We start from the raw sequence: 13,908 nt of genomic DNA, 5'->3' as shown, positions 1-13,908 counted from the left end.
TAGTACCACGGTGACTGGTCAGCAGAGCGCGCCCCCAGTGCGGCAGCCCCGCGTCATCGCGGGCCGCTACACCCTGCTCGCGGAGCTGGGGCGCGGCGGCATGGGCGTGGTCTGGCGCGCGCAGGACAACGTGATCGGCCGCCAGGTCGCCATCAAGGAGCTGCACCTCCCGGACGGCATCGCCCACGAGGAGCGGCGGGTCCTGGAGGAGCGGGTGCTGCGCGAGGCCCGCACGGCGGGCAGGCTCAACGACCCGGCCATCGTCACCGTGTTCGACGTCGTCGCCGAGAACGGCATGACGTACATCGTGATGGAGCTGGTCGAGGCCACCACGCTGTCGGCGCTGGTCGCGCAGCACGGCCCGATGCCGCAGGACCGGGTCGCCTCCCTCGCGCTGCAGGCGCTGTCCGCGCTGGAGACCGCGCACCAGGCGGGCATCGTGCACCGGGACGTCAAGCCCGGCAACCTCATGATCACCCCGAACGGCCGGGTCAAGCTGGCCGACTTCGGCATCGCCCAGGCCGTGGACGACCCGCGCCTGACCACCAGCGGCAGCCTCATCGGCTCACCCGCCTACATGGCCCCCGAGCGCATCCACGGCCACGAGGCCGCGCCCGCCGCCGACCTGTGGTCGCTCGGCGCGACGCTGTGCTTCGCCGTCGAGGGCGTCAACCCGTACGAGCGCTCCACCACCGCCTCCACCCTGCACGCGATCATGAGCGAGCCGCCCCGCCTGACCAGGGCGCACGGCGCGCTGGGCGCGGTGGTCACCGGTCTGCTGATGACCGACCCGGCGGCCAGGCTGACCGGCCCGCAGGCCCGCGCCATGCTGGAGCGCGCCGCCGCCCAGCCCACCCCGCCCGGCGGCGTCCCCCGGCACCCCGGCGGCACCGTGAGCTACACCCAGCACGCGCCGGCGCCCACCCAGCAGGTCAAGGCCCCGGTCAGGCCGTGGCTGCGCAACCTCGCCATCGGCGGGGCCGCCGCGGCTGCCCTGCTGGTGTTCACCGGCGGCGTCTTCGCAGGCCGCGCCGCCTTCACCGAGTCCCCGCCCGAGGGCCTCCAGCCGGTGGTCACGTTCGGCTCCGGCGGCGCCCTGCCCGACTTCAGCCTCAGCAGCGGCTACTGCGGCGACAACTTCCTCGGCCCCACCGTCAAGGTCAACAGCGCCAGCTGCGAGGACGACCACAGCATCCAGGTGTTCGCCAGCAGCAACCCGTTCGGCAGCGCCGACGACCTGGCCTACCCCGGCGACGCGCAGCTGCACGCCTTCGCGAACGAGTTCTGCTCGCTCAGCTTCGCCTCCAGCCTGGTCACGGCCACCGACAAGACCGCGCTGGTCTACGCGCCGGTCGTGCCGACCGCGGCGAACTGGCGCAGGCAGTACGCCGACACGAAGACCTCCCGCGAGGTCTTCTGCGTGCTCTGGAACAAGGACGGCAGCCAGCTCGCCGAGAAGCTCGTCGACCGCTAGCCGCGCGAGCGGACCCCGGCAAGTAGGCGCTGTCAACACGGACCGCTCCCCGGCGGGTAGGTTGGGCGGCATGGGTCTAGCTCAGGACGAACGCCGACTGCTGGCGGAGCTGTTCACCGAGGTGGGGCCGGACGCCCCCACGCTGTGCGACCCGTGGCGCACCAAGGACCTCGCCGCGCACCTCGTGCTGCGCGAGCGCAGGCCGGACGCCGCCGCGGGCCTGTTCGTCAAGCCGCTCGGCGACCACACGCAGAAGGTCCAGGACGACTACGCCGCCAAGCCGTGGGCCGAGCTGGTCGACCTGGTCCGCGTGGGCCCGCCCAAGTGGTCGCCGCTCGCGCTGCTGGACGAGAAGGTCAACGGCATGGAGTACTTCGTCCACCACGAGGACGTCCGCCGCGCGCTGGACGGCTGGGAGCCGCGCCCCGCCGACGTGGTCCGCGACGCCGACCTGTGGCGGGCCCTGCCCCCCATCGCCAAGCTCAACCACCGCAAGAGCCCGGTGGGCGTCGTGCTGCGCCGCACCAGCGGCGAGACGATCACCGCGAAGGCGGGCCCGACGCCGGTCACGATCACCGGCGAGCCCGCCGAGCTGGCCCTGCTCTGCTTCGGCCGGGACGCCGTGCGGGTGAGCTACGAGGGCGACCCCTCGGCCGTCGAGGCGGTCCGCTCGCTCAACCGGAGCACGTAGCGGCTGCTCGCTGAGGGTGACGCGGTAGCGTTCAGCCATGACCGGATGCCCTACCGCCTCACCCGGCCGCCCCTTCGGCCGCCTGCTCACCGCGATGGTGACCCCGTTCGACGCGGACGGGGCGCTCGACCTGGCCAAGGCCCAGGAGCTCGCGGCGCACCTGGTCGAGCAGGGCAACGACGGGCTGGTCGTCAACGGCACCACGGGGGAGAGCCCCACGACCACCGACGAGGAGAAGGAAGCCCTCGTCAGGGCGGTCGTGGAGGCGGTCGGCGACCGCGCCACCGTCGTCGCGGGCGCGGGCACCTACAACACCGCGCACAGCGTCGAGCTGGCCCAGTCCGCCCAGAAGGCGGGCGCGCACGGCCTGCTCCTGGTGACGCCGTACTACTCCCGCCCCACCCAGGCGGGCGTCGCGGCCCACCTCACCACCGTGGCCGACGCGACCGACCTGCCCGTGATGCTCTACGACATCCCGCCCAGGTCGGTCGTGCCGCTGGAGGTCGACACGATCCTGCGGCTCGCCGCGCACCCCCGGATCCTGGCCGTCAAGGACGCCAAGGCCGACCTGCACGCGGGCAGCCGGGTCATCGCCGAGACCGACCTGGCCTACTACTCCGGCGACGACCCGCTGAACCTGGCGTGGCTCGCCGTCGGCGCGGTCGGCGCGGTCAGCGTCGTGTCGCACTTCGCCGCGGGCCCGCTGCGTGCGATGATCGACGCCTTCGAGTCGGGCGACGTCGTGCGCGCCCGCGAGCTGCACCAGTCGATCCTGCCGCTCCTGCGGCCGTTCGGCCGCATGCCCGGAGTCACCTACACCAAGGCGGGCCTGCGTTTGCGCGGGATCGACGCGGGCGACCCAAGGTTGCCGCTGGTACCCGCCACCGACGAGGACATCGAGGCCGTGAAGGCCGAACTGGGAGTCAACGCGTGATCAATCCGAGCTCACCCCCGCCCGCGCTGCCCGACGGTGCGCTGCGCGTCGTCGCACTGGGCGGAATCGGCGAGGTCGGCCGCAACATGACGGTGTTCGAGCACGCAGGCAGGCTGCTCGTCGTCGACTGCGGCGTCCTCTTCCCCGAGGACGACCAGCCCGGCGTCGACCTCATCCTCCCGGACTTCCGGGCGATCGAGGACCGGCTGGAGGACATCGAGGCCATCGTGCTCACGCACGGCCACGAGGACCACATCGGCGCCGTGCCGTTCCTGCTCAAGCTGCGCCCCGACCTGCCCGTGGTGGGCTCGCGCTTCACCCTCGCGCTGCTGGCCGCCAAGTGCCGCGAGCACCGCCAGAACCCCAAGCTGATCGAGGTCGTCGAGGGCGAGCGCCGCGACGCGGGTCCGTTCGAGCTGGAGTTCTTCGCGGTCAACCACTCCATCCCGGACGCGCTGGCCGTGGCCATCCGCACCTCCGCCGGGCTGGTGCTGCACACCGGCGACATCAAGCTCGACCAGCTGCCGCTCGACGGCAGGCTCACCGACCTGGCCGGGTTCTCCCGGCTCGGCGACGAGGGCGTCGACCTGTTCCTGGTCGACTCCACCAACGCCGAGGTGCCCGGTTTCGTGGTGCCCGAGCGCGAGATCGGCCCGGTGCTGGAGAACGTCATCCGCAAGGCCGAGCAGCGCGTCATCGTGGCCTGCTTCGCCTCGCACGTGCACCGCGTGCAGCAGGTGCTGGACGTGGCCGTGCGCTACGAGCGCCGGGTCGCGCTGGTGGGCCGCTCGATGGTGCGCAACATGGGCATCGCCGCCGAGCTGGGCCTGCTGCACGTGCCGGACGGGCTGTTCGTCGACATCGACGAGGCCATGCGGATGCCCGAGGACCAGGTCCTGTTCGTCTCCACCGGCTCCCAGGGCGAGCCGCTGTCGGCGCTGTCCCGGATGGCGCGCGGCGAGCACCGCCAGATCTCCATCCGCGCCGGTGACACGATCGTGCTGGCCAGCTCGCTGATCCCCGGCAACGAGAACGCGGTGTTCGGCGTGGTCAACGGCCTGTCCCGGCTGGGCGCCACGGTCGTGCACCAGGGCAACGCCAAGGTGCACGTGTCCGGTCACTCGCCCGCGGGCGAGCTGCTGTTCCTCTACAACGCGGTGCGCCCCAGCAACGTCATGCCGGTGCACGGCGAGTGGCGGCACCTGCGCGCGAACGCCGCGCTGGCGGTGGCCACGGGCGTGAACGAGGAGCAGGTCGTCATCGCCGAGGACGGCGTCGTCGTGGACATGGTCGACGGCAAGGCCGCCATCAGCGGCCGGGTCGAGGTCGGCCACGTGTACGTGGACGGGCTGTCGGTCGGCGACGTCGGGGAGTCGACGCTGTCCGACCGCCTGGTCCTGGGCGAGGGCGGCTTCATCGCGATCACGGTCGCGATCGACTCCAGCACCGGCCGCGCGGTCGCCCCGCCGACCGTGTCCGGCCGCGGCTTCTCCGACGACCCGAAGGCGCTGGACCAGGCCGTCTCGCTGGTGGAGATGGAGCTGTCGCGCACCGAGGCCGAGAACATCACCGACTCGCACCGCATCGCGCAGGCGGTGCGCCGGGTGGTCGGCCGCTGGGTCGCCGAGACCTACCGGCGCAGGCCCATGATCGTGCCGACGATCATCCCGGTCTAGGGCCGAGGGGTTCTTCCGCGTCGAGCGGGGGTCGGGACTCGTCCCGGCCCCCGCTCGCGCGTTCGCCCGGTTCGCGGGGGCCCCGCGTCAGGACGAGGCGCCTGCCGCGGGCGCGGGCCGCCACGGGCTGCTGCCGGTGGTCGGCCGGGTCGGGTCCTGGAAGCGGGGCGCGTCGGGCTCGTCGGCCCGCAGCGGGGCGAGGCCCGCCGTGATCGCCCGCATGATCCGCTCGTGCGCGCGCCGGGCGTGACCGGGCGCGCCGTCGCTCAGGTCGGACAGGTCCACCGGCGCCCCGAAGTGCACCCGGTACTCCGGCCGCCGCCGCACGCCCCGCAGGTACGAGGTCACGTAGGGCGCGACGTCCTTGGCGCTGTCCACGGTCAGCCCGCCCCAGCAGACCGCCTCGTGCGCGCCCCACTGGCTCACCGGCACCACCGGGATGCCGCCGCTGAGCGCCAGCCGCGCCGCGCCGGTCTTGCCGCGCTCCGGCCACAGGCCGGGGTCCTGGCTGATCCGCCCCTCCGGGTACAGCGCGACCGGGTCGGACCCCGCCTTCAGCGCCTCGACCGTGCGGCCGTACGCGTCGCCGACCGTGGCCGAGGCCCGGTCCACCCGCAGGTGCCCGGAGGCCTTCAGGAGCGCGCCCGCGACGGGGACGTCCAGCAGCCCGCCCGCGATCAGGAACCGGGGCGCGACGCCGATCTTGTGGCAGGCGGCGACCAGGACGAACGGGTCCAGGTTGCCGATGTGGTTCGAGGCCAGCAGCAGCGGCCTGCCGCGCAGCCGGGCCGGGATGCCCCCGGTCACCCGGAGGCTGCCGCTCAGGCCGATGAAGGCCCGGTCCATGGCGGTCAGCAGGCGCCACAGCGGCGGGGTGGGCGCAGGTTGAGTCACAGCGGGCAGGCTACGGCGTGTCGAGGTGTGGCCGCACCGCGATCCGGGCAACCATGGTCATCGAGGAAGCACACCTCACGTCCCCCGGCAACTCCTGGGGCACGTGGTGCGCAGGGGGATAACGTAGCGAACATGGCTGGCCGGACTACTGGGACTTCGCGCAAGGGTTCGACCCGAGGCGGTGGCGGGGCGAAGCCGAGGGCGGCTGGAGGCCGCCCGGCGCCGCGCAAGCAGGCGGCCAAGCCCGCCGCCACGCGCAGGCCGCAGGCGCGCAGGGCCGCGCCCAGGAAGAAGAAGGCCCCCACGGTCTTCGGCGCGGCCTGGCGCGGCATCAGCCGCTCGGTCGGCGGGCTGGTCCGGGGCCCGGAGAGCGGCAACCAGGCCGCGACCCACCGCCGCGACGGGTTCGGCATGGTGCTGATCTCACTCGCCGTGATCACCGGCGCGGGCGTGTGGTGGCAGGCGGCCGGGCCGGTCGGCGAGTGGGTGGACTCGTCGGTGCGCAGCACGATCGGCGCGCCCGCGATGCTCCTGCCGGTGGTGCTGCTCGGCATCGGCGTCACCCTCATGCGCACCGACGCCAACCGCGAGGCCAGGCCCCGCTACCTCGGCGGCACCCTGCTCGTCGCGATCGGCTTCCTCGGCATGTTCCACCTGATCGGGGGACTGCCCGCGGACTCGGCGGGCCGCCAGGAGGCCGGTGGCGCGCTCGGCTACCTCGCGGGCGGGTTCCTCGCCCAGGGGCTGACGCCGTGGATCGCGGGCCCCGTGCTCGTGCTGATCTTCGTGCAGGGCCTGCTGCTGCTCACCGACGTCACCATGCGCGACCTGCCCGCGAAGTTCAGCGGCCGGTTCTCCGCGCGCGAGCCGGAGGGCTTCGACGGGTTCGACGACGGCTACGGCCGCGACGAGGGCTACGACGAGCCCTACGACGACGACCCGTACGACGAGCCCGCCCCCAAGCCCGCGCCGACCGCGAAGCTGCGCAAGCCCACCCGCCGCAAGCAGCCCGCCGCCGAGCTGGACGCGGCGGCCGAGGGCGCCGACGTCCCGCCCCCGGACGACGAGCCGCCGTTCGAGCCCGTCCCGCCGCCCGTCGCGCAGGCTCCCAAGCCGCGCAAGCCGAAGGTCGAGCCGAAGGCCAACGCGCCCGCCGAGGGCCTGCCCTCGTCCAGCCTGGCCGCCGTGCGCGCCGTCGAGGGCCCCTACCAGCTGCCGCCGCCGACCATCCTCAAGGACGGCGACGCGCCGATGGTGCGCAGCAAGGCCAACGACATCATGATCGAGGCCATCACGGGCGTGCTGGAGCAGTTCTCCATCGACGCGCACGTCACCGGCTTCACCAGGGGCCCGACGGTCACCCGGTACGAGGTCGAGCTCGGCCCCGGCGTGAAGGTCGAGAAGATCACCGCGCTGACCAAGAACATCGCCTACGCCGTCGCCACCGACAACGTGCGGCTGCTCGCGCCCATCCCCGGCAAGTCCGCCGTGGGCATCGAGGTGCCCAACAGCGACCGTGAGATGGTGCGCCTGGGCGACGTGCTGCGCGCGTCCTCCGCCGTCAACGACGACCACCCGATGGTGGTGGGCCTCGGCAAGGACATCGAGGGCCACTTCGTCACCGCGAACCTGACGAAGATGCCGCACCTGCTGGTCGCGGGCTCCACCGGCTCCGGCAAGTCCAGCTTCGTCAACTCGATGCTGGTCTCGCTGCTGGCCAGGGCCACGCCGCAGGAGGTCAGGATGATCCTGATCGACCCGAAGATGGTCGAGCTGACCCCGTACGAGGGCATCCCGCACCTGATCACGCCCATCATCACCCAGCCGAAGAAGGCCGCCGCCGCGCTGGCCTGGCTGGTGGAGGAGATGGAGCAGCGCTACCAGGACATGCAGGTCAACCGGGTGCGGCACATCGACGACTTCAACCGCAAGGTGCGCACCGGGCAGATCACCGCGCCGCCGGGCAGCGAGCGCGAGTACCAGCCGTACCCGTACATCATGGCGATCGTCGACGAGCTGGCCGACCTGATGATGACCGCGCCGCGCGACGTCGAGGACGCGATCGTCCGGATCACCCAGAAGGCCCGCGCGGCGGGCATCCACCTGGTGCTGGCCACCCAGCGGCCCTCGGTGGACGTGGTCACCGGCCTGATCAAGACGAACGTGCCGTCGCGGCTCGCGTTCGCCACCTCCTCGCTCACCGACTCGCGGGTCATCCTCGACCAGCCCGGCGCCGAGAAGCTCATCGGCATGGGCGACGGGCTGTTCCTGCCGATGGGCGCGGGCAAGCCCCGCCGCATCCAGGGCGCGTTCGTCGGCGACGAGGAGATCTCCGAGATCGTCGAGTTCACCAAGCGGCAGGCGCAGCCGGAGTACACCGACGGCGTCACCAGCTCGGGCAAGGCGGAGAAGAAGGAGATCGACGCCGACATCGGCGACGACCTCGACCTGCTGCTCCAGGCCGCCGAGCTGATCGTGACCTCGCAGTTCGGGTCGACGTCCATGCTCCAGCGCAAGCTGCGGGTCGGGTTCGCCAAGGCGGGCAGGCTCATGGACCTGCTGGAGACCAGGGGCATCGTCGGCCCGACCGAGGGCTCGAAGGCCCGCGACGTGCTGCTCAAGCCGGACGAGCTGGCCACCGCCGTGGAGCTGATCAACGGCGGCGGGCCCGCGGTCGTGGCCGACGAGGGGTGAGCCGGGGGGCTCAGCCGATGGTCTCCCGACCGCCGACGAGCTTCCCGAACTGGCGCGCCGCCAGGTAGTACGCGTCGGCGGTGCGCCTGCACACCCACTTGCCCGCGCACTGGCCGTACAGGTCGGCGCGGAACAGCTCGTCCAGGCGGCGCCGGGCGTCCTCGGAGAACCGGCGCTGCCCCGCGTAGTTGCGGTAGCCGAAGTCGTGCCGCTCGCACGCCGGCTGGAAGTTGTAGCCGAGCGGGTGCTCCGGGGCGAGCGTGCAGCCGTCGGAGTCCCAGACGAGGCCGTCGCCGGGCCGGGCGGCGGCCCGCAGCGCGGTGAAGTCGGCGAGGCTGCGGCCGAAAAGGTAGTCGTCGGTGACCGCCCTCGGGTCCGCCTGGGCGGTGGCGGCGACCGGGCCCAGCAGCAGGGCGAGGACGGCGAGCATCGGGGTGAGGACGGCGTGCGTCCGGTTGGTCGGCACGGGTGCGCTCCAGGGGTGAGGCGGATGGGTGCCGCTCCCCGTCCTACCCCGCGCCCGGCCCGCCACCGGGGAAAGTCACCCGTGCGGCGGGGTGAGCGCTGCTCCGGTCGCGCTCGGTGTCCGGGCGGCGGGCCCGCGCCCGGCCTCAGCGCCGGGTGTCGTCGTCCTCGTCCTCGCCCGCCAGGAACCGGGTGATCTCCGGGTCGTCCGGGACGCCCTCGTCGCCGGGGCGGCGCACCAGGTTCTCCGCGATCGACACCGGCTCGTCGGCCCAGGCCGGGCGGAAGTCGCCGGACGGCACCAGGCCGTGCCGCTGGGCGAACTCCTCGGCCGCGTCCCGCACCGACTCGCGCAGCGCGCCCACCACGACCGTCTCCGCCGTGTAGGTCAGCTCGACCAGCAGCTCGCGGATGCGGTCGAGCTGGTCCTCCTGGTTGGCCGGGCCCTCCAGCGTCGGCCACAGCCTGCGCTCGAACAGCTCGACGAACTCCCTGGCGATGGCGTCGGTGGAGCGGCGCAGGCCTGCGAAGTGGTCGAGCACCTCGTCGCTGGGGATCGCCAGGTCCGCGAGGCGGGTGCCGGACTCCAGCGCCCACCGGCGCACGTGCGGCCAGCCGAACCGCCAGCGCACCAGGCCGACCTCGACGGCGCGGCGCAGCAGCGCGGGCCGCAGGTCGCCCAGCGGCATGAGCTTGCCCGCGTCGCGCAGCCGGACGCGCACCCAGTCGTCGGGGCCCTCGGTGTCACCGAGGCCGAGCACGGAGGCCACCGTGGCGCCGCGCGCCCGCGCCGCGACCAGCTCGGCGATGGCGGGCAGCGAGAAGCCGCGCGACTGGAGCCGCTGCACCAGGGTCAGCCGCTCGATGTGCGTGTCGTCGTAGTGGGCGACGCGCCCCGTCTTGCGCGGGGGGTGCAGCACGCCCTTGGTCTGGTACATCCGGATGGTGCTGCCGGGCAGGCCGACCCGCACCGCCAGCTCGTCCACGGTCAACTGCTCCACCCGGACATCCTCGGCGGACGCACTAGTGGAGTCAAGACTGTGCTAGTTGCAACTCGAACAGTTTTCGGTGGAATCCAGGTGGACCGGGTCACGTCCCGGCTGCCCGACCGCCGGCGCCCGACGGCTACAGGTGCACCAGCATCCGGGTGTTGCCCAGGGTGTTCGGCTTGACGTACGACAGGTCCAGGAACTCCGCGACGCCCTCGTCGGCCGACCGCATGATCTCCTCGTAGACCTCGGGCGACACCGGCGTGCCCTCGATCTCCACGAACCCGTGCCTGCCGAAGAACGAGGTCTCGAAGGTGAGCACGAACACCCGCGCCAGCTGGAGCTCGCGCGCGGTGTCCAGCAGCCTGGTCACCACCCGGTGGCCGATGCCGCGCCCCACGGCGGCGGGGGAGACCGCGACCGTGCGGATCTCGGCCAGGTCCTCCCACAGCACGTGCAGCGCGCCGCAGCCCAGCACCACGCCGCCCTCCTCGGCCACCCAGAACTCCTGGATGTCCTCGAACAGCGTGACCAGCGGCTTGGACAGCAGCACCTTGCCCGCGTACTGGTCGATGAGGGCCTTCATCGCGCGCACGTCGCCGGTCCTGGCCCGCCGCACGTTGATCGGGTCGTTCACGGTGCAAGAAAGTAGTCCTTCGGCGGCGGTCGTGGGCACGCGGTGCTCACCCGCTGGGACCTGGGGGCGCGCGGCGCGGACCCGGCGTGGTCGTCGTAGCGCGCTTCACCTTTTCGGGCGAACCTCCGTGCGGTGAGCGTCGGAACGCGCCGTCACCACCCGCCTCGGCGTCCCGGCCCCCGCTCCCGACCCCCGGCCGGGCGCGGGGCCGAGCGGGGCGCGCGGGGCCAGCAGGTCATGGCCCGCTCCCGTGGCCGGTTACCCTGAGCACCGTGCCTTCCCCCACCACGTCCAAGCGCGTCGCCATGCTGACCCTCGGGTGCGCCCGCAACGAAGTCGACTCCGAGGAGCTAGCGGGCAGGCTGACCGCGGGCGGGTGGCAGCTGGTGGACGACGAGGCCGACGTCGTCGTCGTCAACACCTGCGGCTTCGTCGAGTCCGCCAAGAAGGACTCGGTCGACACACTGCTCGCCGCCTCCGACTCCGGCGCGAAGGTCGTCGCGGTCGGCTGCATGGCCGAGCGGTACGGCGCGGAGCTGGCCGAGAGCCTGCCCGAGGCCAACGCGGTGCTCGGCTTCGACCACTACGGCGACCTGGCCGACCGGCTCGACGACGTGCTCGCGGGCAAGGCCCTGGAGTCGCACAAGCCGGTCGACCGGCGCACGCTGCTGCCGATCACGCCGGTCAAGCGCCAGGAGAAGGCGCAGGAGGTCCAGGTGCCGGGCCACGGCTGGGGCCCGCGCGTGCTGCGCACCCGCCTGGACGACGCCCCGGTCGCCCCGCTGAAGATCGCCTCCGGCTGCGACCGCCGCTGCTCGTTCTGCGCGATCCCGTCCTTCCGGGGCGCCTTCGTCTCCCGCCACCCCGACGAGATCGTCGCCGAGGCCATGTGGCTGGCCGAGCAGGGCGTGCGCGAGCTGTTCCTGGTCAGCGAGAACTCCACCTCCTACGCCAAGGACCTGCCCCGCGAGCTGGGCGCGCTGGAGCAGCTGCTGCCCAGGCTCGCCGCGATCGAGGGCGTGGACCGGGTGCGGGTGTCCTACCTCCAGCCCGCCGAGACCAAGCCGTCGCTGGTCAAGGCCATCGCGACCACGCCGGGCGTGGCCGACTACTTCGACATGTCCTTCCAGCACTCCAGCGAGGCCGTGCTGCGCCGGATGCGCCGGTTCGGCTCCACCGAGTCGTTCCTCGCGCTGGTGAGGCAGATCCGCGAGCTGGCCCCGCGGGCGGGCATCCGCAGCAACTTCATCGTCGGCTTCCCCGGCGAGACCGAGGCCGACGTCGCCGAGCTGGAGCGCTTCCTCACCGAGGCGCGGCTCGACGCGGTCGGCATCTTCGGCTACTCCGACGAGGACGGCACCGAGGCCGAGGGCCTGGCCGACAAGCACGACGCCGACACCGTCGCCGAGCGGGTGGCCCGGATCTCCGCGCTGGTCGAGGAGCTGACCGCGCAGCGCGCCGAGGACCGCGTCGGCGAGGAGGTCGTCGTGCTGGTCGAGCACGAGGAGGACGACGAGACCGACTGCACCGGTCGCGCCGCCCACCAGGCCCCCGAGGTCGACGGCGAGTGCGTCATCACCAACGCCGACGGGCTCAGCGTCGGCGACCTGGTCCGCTGCCGGGTGGACGCCGCCGAGGGCGTCGACCTGGTCGTCACCGCGATCGAGGTGCTGCCGAGGTGACCGAGCCCGCGCGCGTGCCGGTGCTGAACATCGCCAACGTGCTGACGATGTCCCGTCTGGTGCTCGTGCCGGTGTTCCTGCTCGCGCTGTTCGCGGGCAGCGGTCACGACACGCAGTGGCGACTCGCCGCCTTCGCGGTGTTCGTGGTGGCCTCGGTGACCGATCACGTCGACGGCAACCTGGCCCGCAAGTACGGGCTGATCACCGACTTCGGCAAGATCGCCGACCCGATCGCGGACAAGGCGCTCACCGGGGCCGCCCTGGTGGGCCTGAGCATCCTCGGGGACCTCGCCTGGTGGGTGACGGTGGTGATCGCGGTCCGCGAGATCGGGGTGACCCTGCTGCGCTTCTGGGTGATCCGCCACGGGGTGATCCCGGCCAGCCGGGGCGGCAAGGCCAAGACCCTGGTGCAGATCTTCGCCATCGGCTTCTACGTGCTGCCGCTGCCCGGCTGGGGCCAGCTGGTCGCCCAGGCGACCATGGGCCTCGCGGTGCTGCTGACCGTCGTCACGGGCGTGGACTACGTGGTGCGCGCGGTGCGGCTGCGGGCGCGCGGCAAGCGCGCGGTGGCCGGGGCGTGAGCGCCGGGGTGGCGGGGGACGCCACCGGGGCGGACCCCACCCCCGAGGGGGACGCCGCTGCGGGAAGCCGCAGCGGTGCGGTTTCGACCGGGCGCGTCCTCGCCGAGGGCGTCCCGGACCCGCTGGCGGTCGAGGTCGTCGGCCTGCTGCGCGCCAGGGGCGAGACGGTCGCGACGGCCGAGTCGCTCACGGCGGGCGCGGTCGGCGCGCTGCTGGCGGGCGTGCCCGGCGCGAGCGCGGTCCTGCGCGGCGGCCTGATCGTCTACGCCACCGAGCTCAAGCACTCGCTCGCCGGGGTGTCCGCCGAGCTGCTCGCCGAGCACGGCGCGGTTCACCCCGACGTGGCGGCCCAGCTCGCCACCGGCGCCCGCGACCGCTGCGGGGCCACCTGGGGCCTCGGGCTCACCGGGGTGGCGGGCCCCGGCCCGCAGGACGGGGTGCCACCCGGTGTCGTGCACATCGGGGTCGCCGGGGTCTCACCCGTAGGGGGACCCTCGGTGGAAGTGTCCTCGGTCACCCTCAGTGGTGATCGTCACCGGGTTCGGGTCGCGTCGGTGATCACCGCCCTGGAATTGCTGCGTGCGCGGCTGCTCGTCCCGGTAGGGTGAGCTGGGTGAGCTGAGCTGGATGATTCCCCGCGCGCGGTCCCGCTTGAACGGGAACTTCGCGGGGTATTCACCCGTTCGCTGTTGGAGGACGTGCCAGGAAGTCACTGCCCGCCGTCGGGGTGGATCGGTAACGTGGTGGCACGGCCGGCCGGAAGGAGGCGCGCGATGACCGTGCTGCTGCGCGAGGCGATCGGTGATCGGCTCCGCCATGCCCGCACCACACAACGCCGCACGCTGCGCGAGGTCTCCAGGACCGCGCGCGTGAGCCTCGGGTACCTGTCCGAGGTCGAGCGGGGGCGCAAGGAGGCGTCGAGCGAGCTGCTCGCCGCGATCTGCGACGCGCTCGAACTGCCCCTGTCCGAACTGCTGCACCTGGTCGCCGCCGACATCGGCGCCGTCGACAAGGTGGCGAAGTCCGCCGCGCTGGCGGAGCGCGAGGCCGCTCGCGCCGGGCTCGAGGCGGGCACCCTGGTGCCCGCGGTGGTCGGCAACGACCTGTCCGACCTGAGGCTGCAACCCGTCCTCACGCACCGGCTGCCGACCGCGATCAGCAAGCCGCGCGGTTCCGTGGTGGCCGCCTGAT

The 13,908-nt window shown here is 73.1% G+C and carries 13 protein-coding genes; 9 read left to right on the top strand and 4 right to left on the bottom strand.

The annotated features are described in order from the left end of the window. Positions 1-10: 10 nt before the first annotated feature. The 4 genes from CNX65_RS28470 to CNX65_RS28455 all read left to right on the top strand — a co-directional run bounded on the left by CNX65_RS28470 (position 11) and on the right by CNX65_RS28455 (position 4,775). Complete coding sequence (locus CNX65_RS28470; protein WP_096496500.1) at positions 11-1,474, top strand: serine/threonine-protein kinase; 1,464 nt, start codon at positions 11-13, stop codon at positions 1,472-1,474. Positions 1,475-1,544: 70 nt separating this feature from the next. Further along, positions 1,545-2,165 (top strand): TIGR03085 family metal-binding protein, encoded by a 621-nt coding sequence (locus tag CNX65_RS28465; protein WP_096496499.1) that lies wholly within the window; start codon positions 1,545-1,547, stop codon positions 2,163-2,165. 37 nt (positions 2,166-2,202) lie between these two features. Further along, positions 2,203-3,099, top strand: coding sequence for a 4-hydroxy-tetrahydrodipicolinate synthase (gene dapA / locus CNX65_RS28460; RefSeq protein ID WP_096496498.1), 897 nt, complete (start codon positions 2,203-2,205; stop codon positions 3,097-3,099). Beyond that, positions 3,096-4,775, top strand: coding sequence for a ribonuclease J (locus CNX65_RS28455; RefSeq protein WP_096496497.1), 1,680 nt, complete (start codon positions 3,096-3,098; stop codon positions 4,773-4,775). The genes dapA and CNX65_RS28455 overlap by 4 nt, the downstream gene beginning before the upstream one ends. Before the next feature lie 87 nt (positions 4,776-4,862). Here the strand turns inward: CNX65_RS28455 and CNX65_RS28450 are convergent, their stop codons facing one another. Next, on the bottom strand, positions 4,863-5,669 hold the full coding sequence (locus CNX65_RS28450) for a lysophospholipid acyltransferase family protein (RefSeq protein ID WP_096496496.1): 807 nt from the start codon (positions 5,667-5,669) through the stop codon (positions 4,863-4,865). Positions 5,670-5,801: 132 nt separating this feature from the next. On the opposite strand from CNX65_RS28450, the gene CNX65_RS28445 reads away from it, so the two are divergent. Beyond that, positions 5,802-8,363: a DNA translocase FtsK gene (locus CNX65_RS28445; RefSeq protein ID WP_096496495.1), complete on the top strand. Its 2,562-nt coding sequence runs from the start codon at positions 5,802-5,804 to the stop codon at positions 8,361-8,363. 10 nt (positions 8,364-8,373) lie between these two features. Here the strand turns inward: CNX65_RS28445 and CNX65_RS28440 are convergent, their stop codons facing one another. The 3 genes from CNX65_RS28440 to CNX65_RS28430 all read right to left on the bottom strand — a co-directional run bounded on the left by CNX65_RS28440 (position 8,374) and on the right by CNX65_RS28430 (position 10,454). Beyond that, positions 8,374-8,829 carry a phospholipase gene (locus tag CNX65_RS28440; protein ID WP_096496494.1) on the bottom strand — a complete coding sequence of 152 codons (456 nt, stop codon included), beginning with the start codon at positions 8,827-8,829 and terminating at the stop codon, positions 8,374-8,376. A gap of 145 nt (positions 8,830-8,974) precedes the next feature. Next, complete coding sequence (locus CNX65_RS28435) at positions 8,975-9,829, bottom strand: MerR family transcriptional regulator (protein ID WP_096496493.1); 855 nt, start codon at positions 9,827-9,829, stop codon at positions 8,975-8,977. Between the two features lie 124 nt (positions 9,830-9,953). Then, a complete protein-coding gene (locus CNX65_RS28430; protein ID WP_096496492.1) occupies positions 9,954-10,454 on the bottom strand; it encodes an amino-acid N-acetyltransferase in 501 nt (166 codons plus the stop codon). A gap of 272 nt (positions 10,455-10,726) precedes the next feature. On the opposite strand from CNX65_RS28430, the gene rimO reads away from it, so the two are divergent. From rimO to CNX65_RS28410, 4 genes are all read left to right on the top strand, one after another. After that, on the top strand, positions 10,727-12,136 hold the full coding sequence (gene rimO, locus CNX65_RS28425; RefSeq protein WP_373565510.1) for a 30S ribosomal protein S12 methylthiotransferase RimO: 1,410 nt from the start codon (positions 10,727-10,729) through the stop codon (positions 12,134-12,136). A gap of 47 nt (positions 12,137-12,183) precedes the next feature. Beyond that, positions 12,184-12,717, top strand: coding sequence for a CDP-diacylglycerol--glycerol-3-phosphate 3-phosphatidyltransferase (pgsA, locus tag CNX65_RS28420; protein WP_232520212.1), 534 nt, complete (start codon positions 12,184-12,186; stop codon positions 12,715-12,717). Further along, positions 12,714-13,325, top strand: a complete 612-nt coding sequence (locus CNX65_RS28415; protein ID WP_096496490.1) for a CinA family protein — start codon at positions 12,714-12,716, stop codon at positions 13,323-13,325. Before pgsA ends, CNX65_RS28415 begins: the two co-directional genes overlap by 4 nt. Before the next feature lie 165 nt (positions 13,326-13,490). Further along, entirely contained in the window at positions 13,491-13,907 is a 417-nt protein-coding gene (locus CNX65_RS28410; protein ID WP_015804495.1) for a helix-turn-helix domain-containing protein, read from the top strand. Position 13,908: the final 1 nt, after the last annotated feature.

The organism is Actinosynnema pretiosum, assembly GCF_002354875.1.
GTDB classification, from domain to species: Bacteria; Actinomycetota; Actinomycetes; order Mycobacteriales; family Pseudonocardiaceae; genus Actinosynnema; species Actinosynnema auranticum.
This window is presented reverse-complemented; position numbering and strand designations above follow the sequence as displayed.

What these genes read in the sequence shown, in the direction of transcription:
- CNX65_RS28465 (WP_096496499.1), top strand. Translation starts at nt 1,545, where the DNA reads ATGGGTCTAGCTCAGGACGAACGCCGACTGCTGGCGGAGCTGTTCACC.
- CNX65_RS28445 (WP_096496495.1), top strand. Translation starts at nt 5,802, where the DNA reads ATGGCTGGCCGGACTACTGGGACTTCGCGCAAGGGTTCGACCCGAGGC.
- pgsA (WP_232520212.1), top strand. Translation starts at nt 12,184, where the DNA reads ATGTCCCGTCTGGTGCTCGTGCCGGTGTTCCTGCTCGCGCTGTTCGCG.
- dapA (WP_096496498.1), top strand. Translation starts at nt 2,203, where the DNA reads ATGACCGGATGCCCTACCGCCTCACCCGGCCGCCCCTTCGGCCGCCTG.
- CNX65_RS28410 (WP_015804495.1), top strand. Translation starts at nt 13,491, where the DNA reads ATGACCGTGCTGCTGCGCGAGGCGATCGGTGATCGGCTCCGCCATGCC.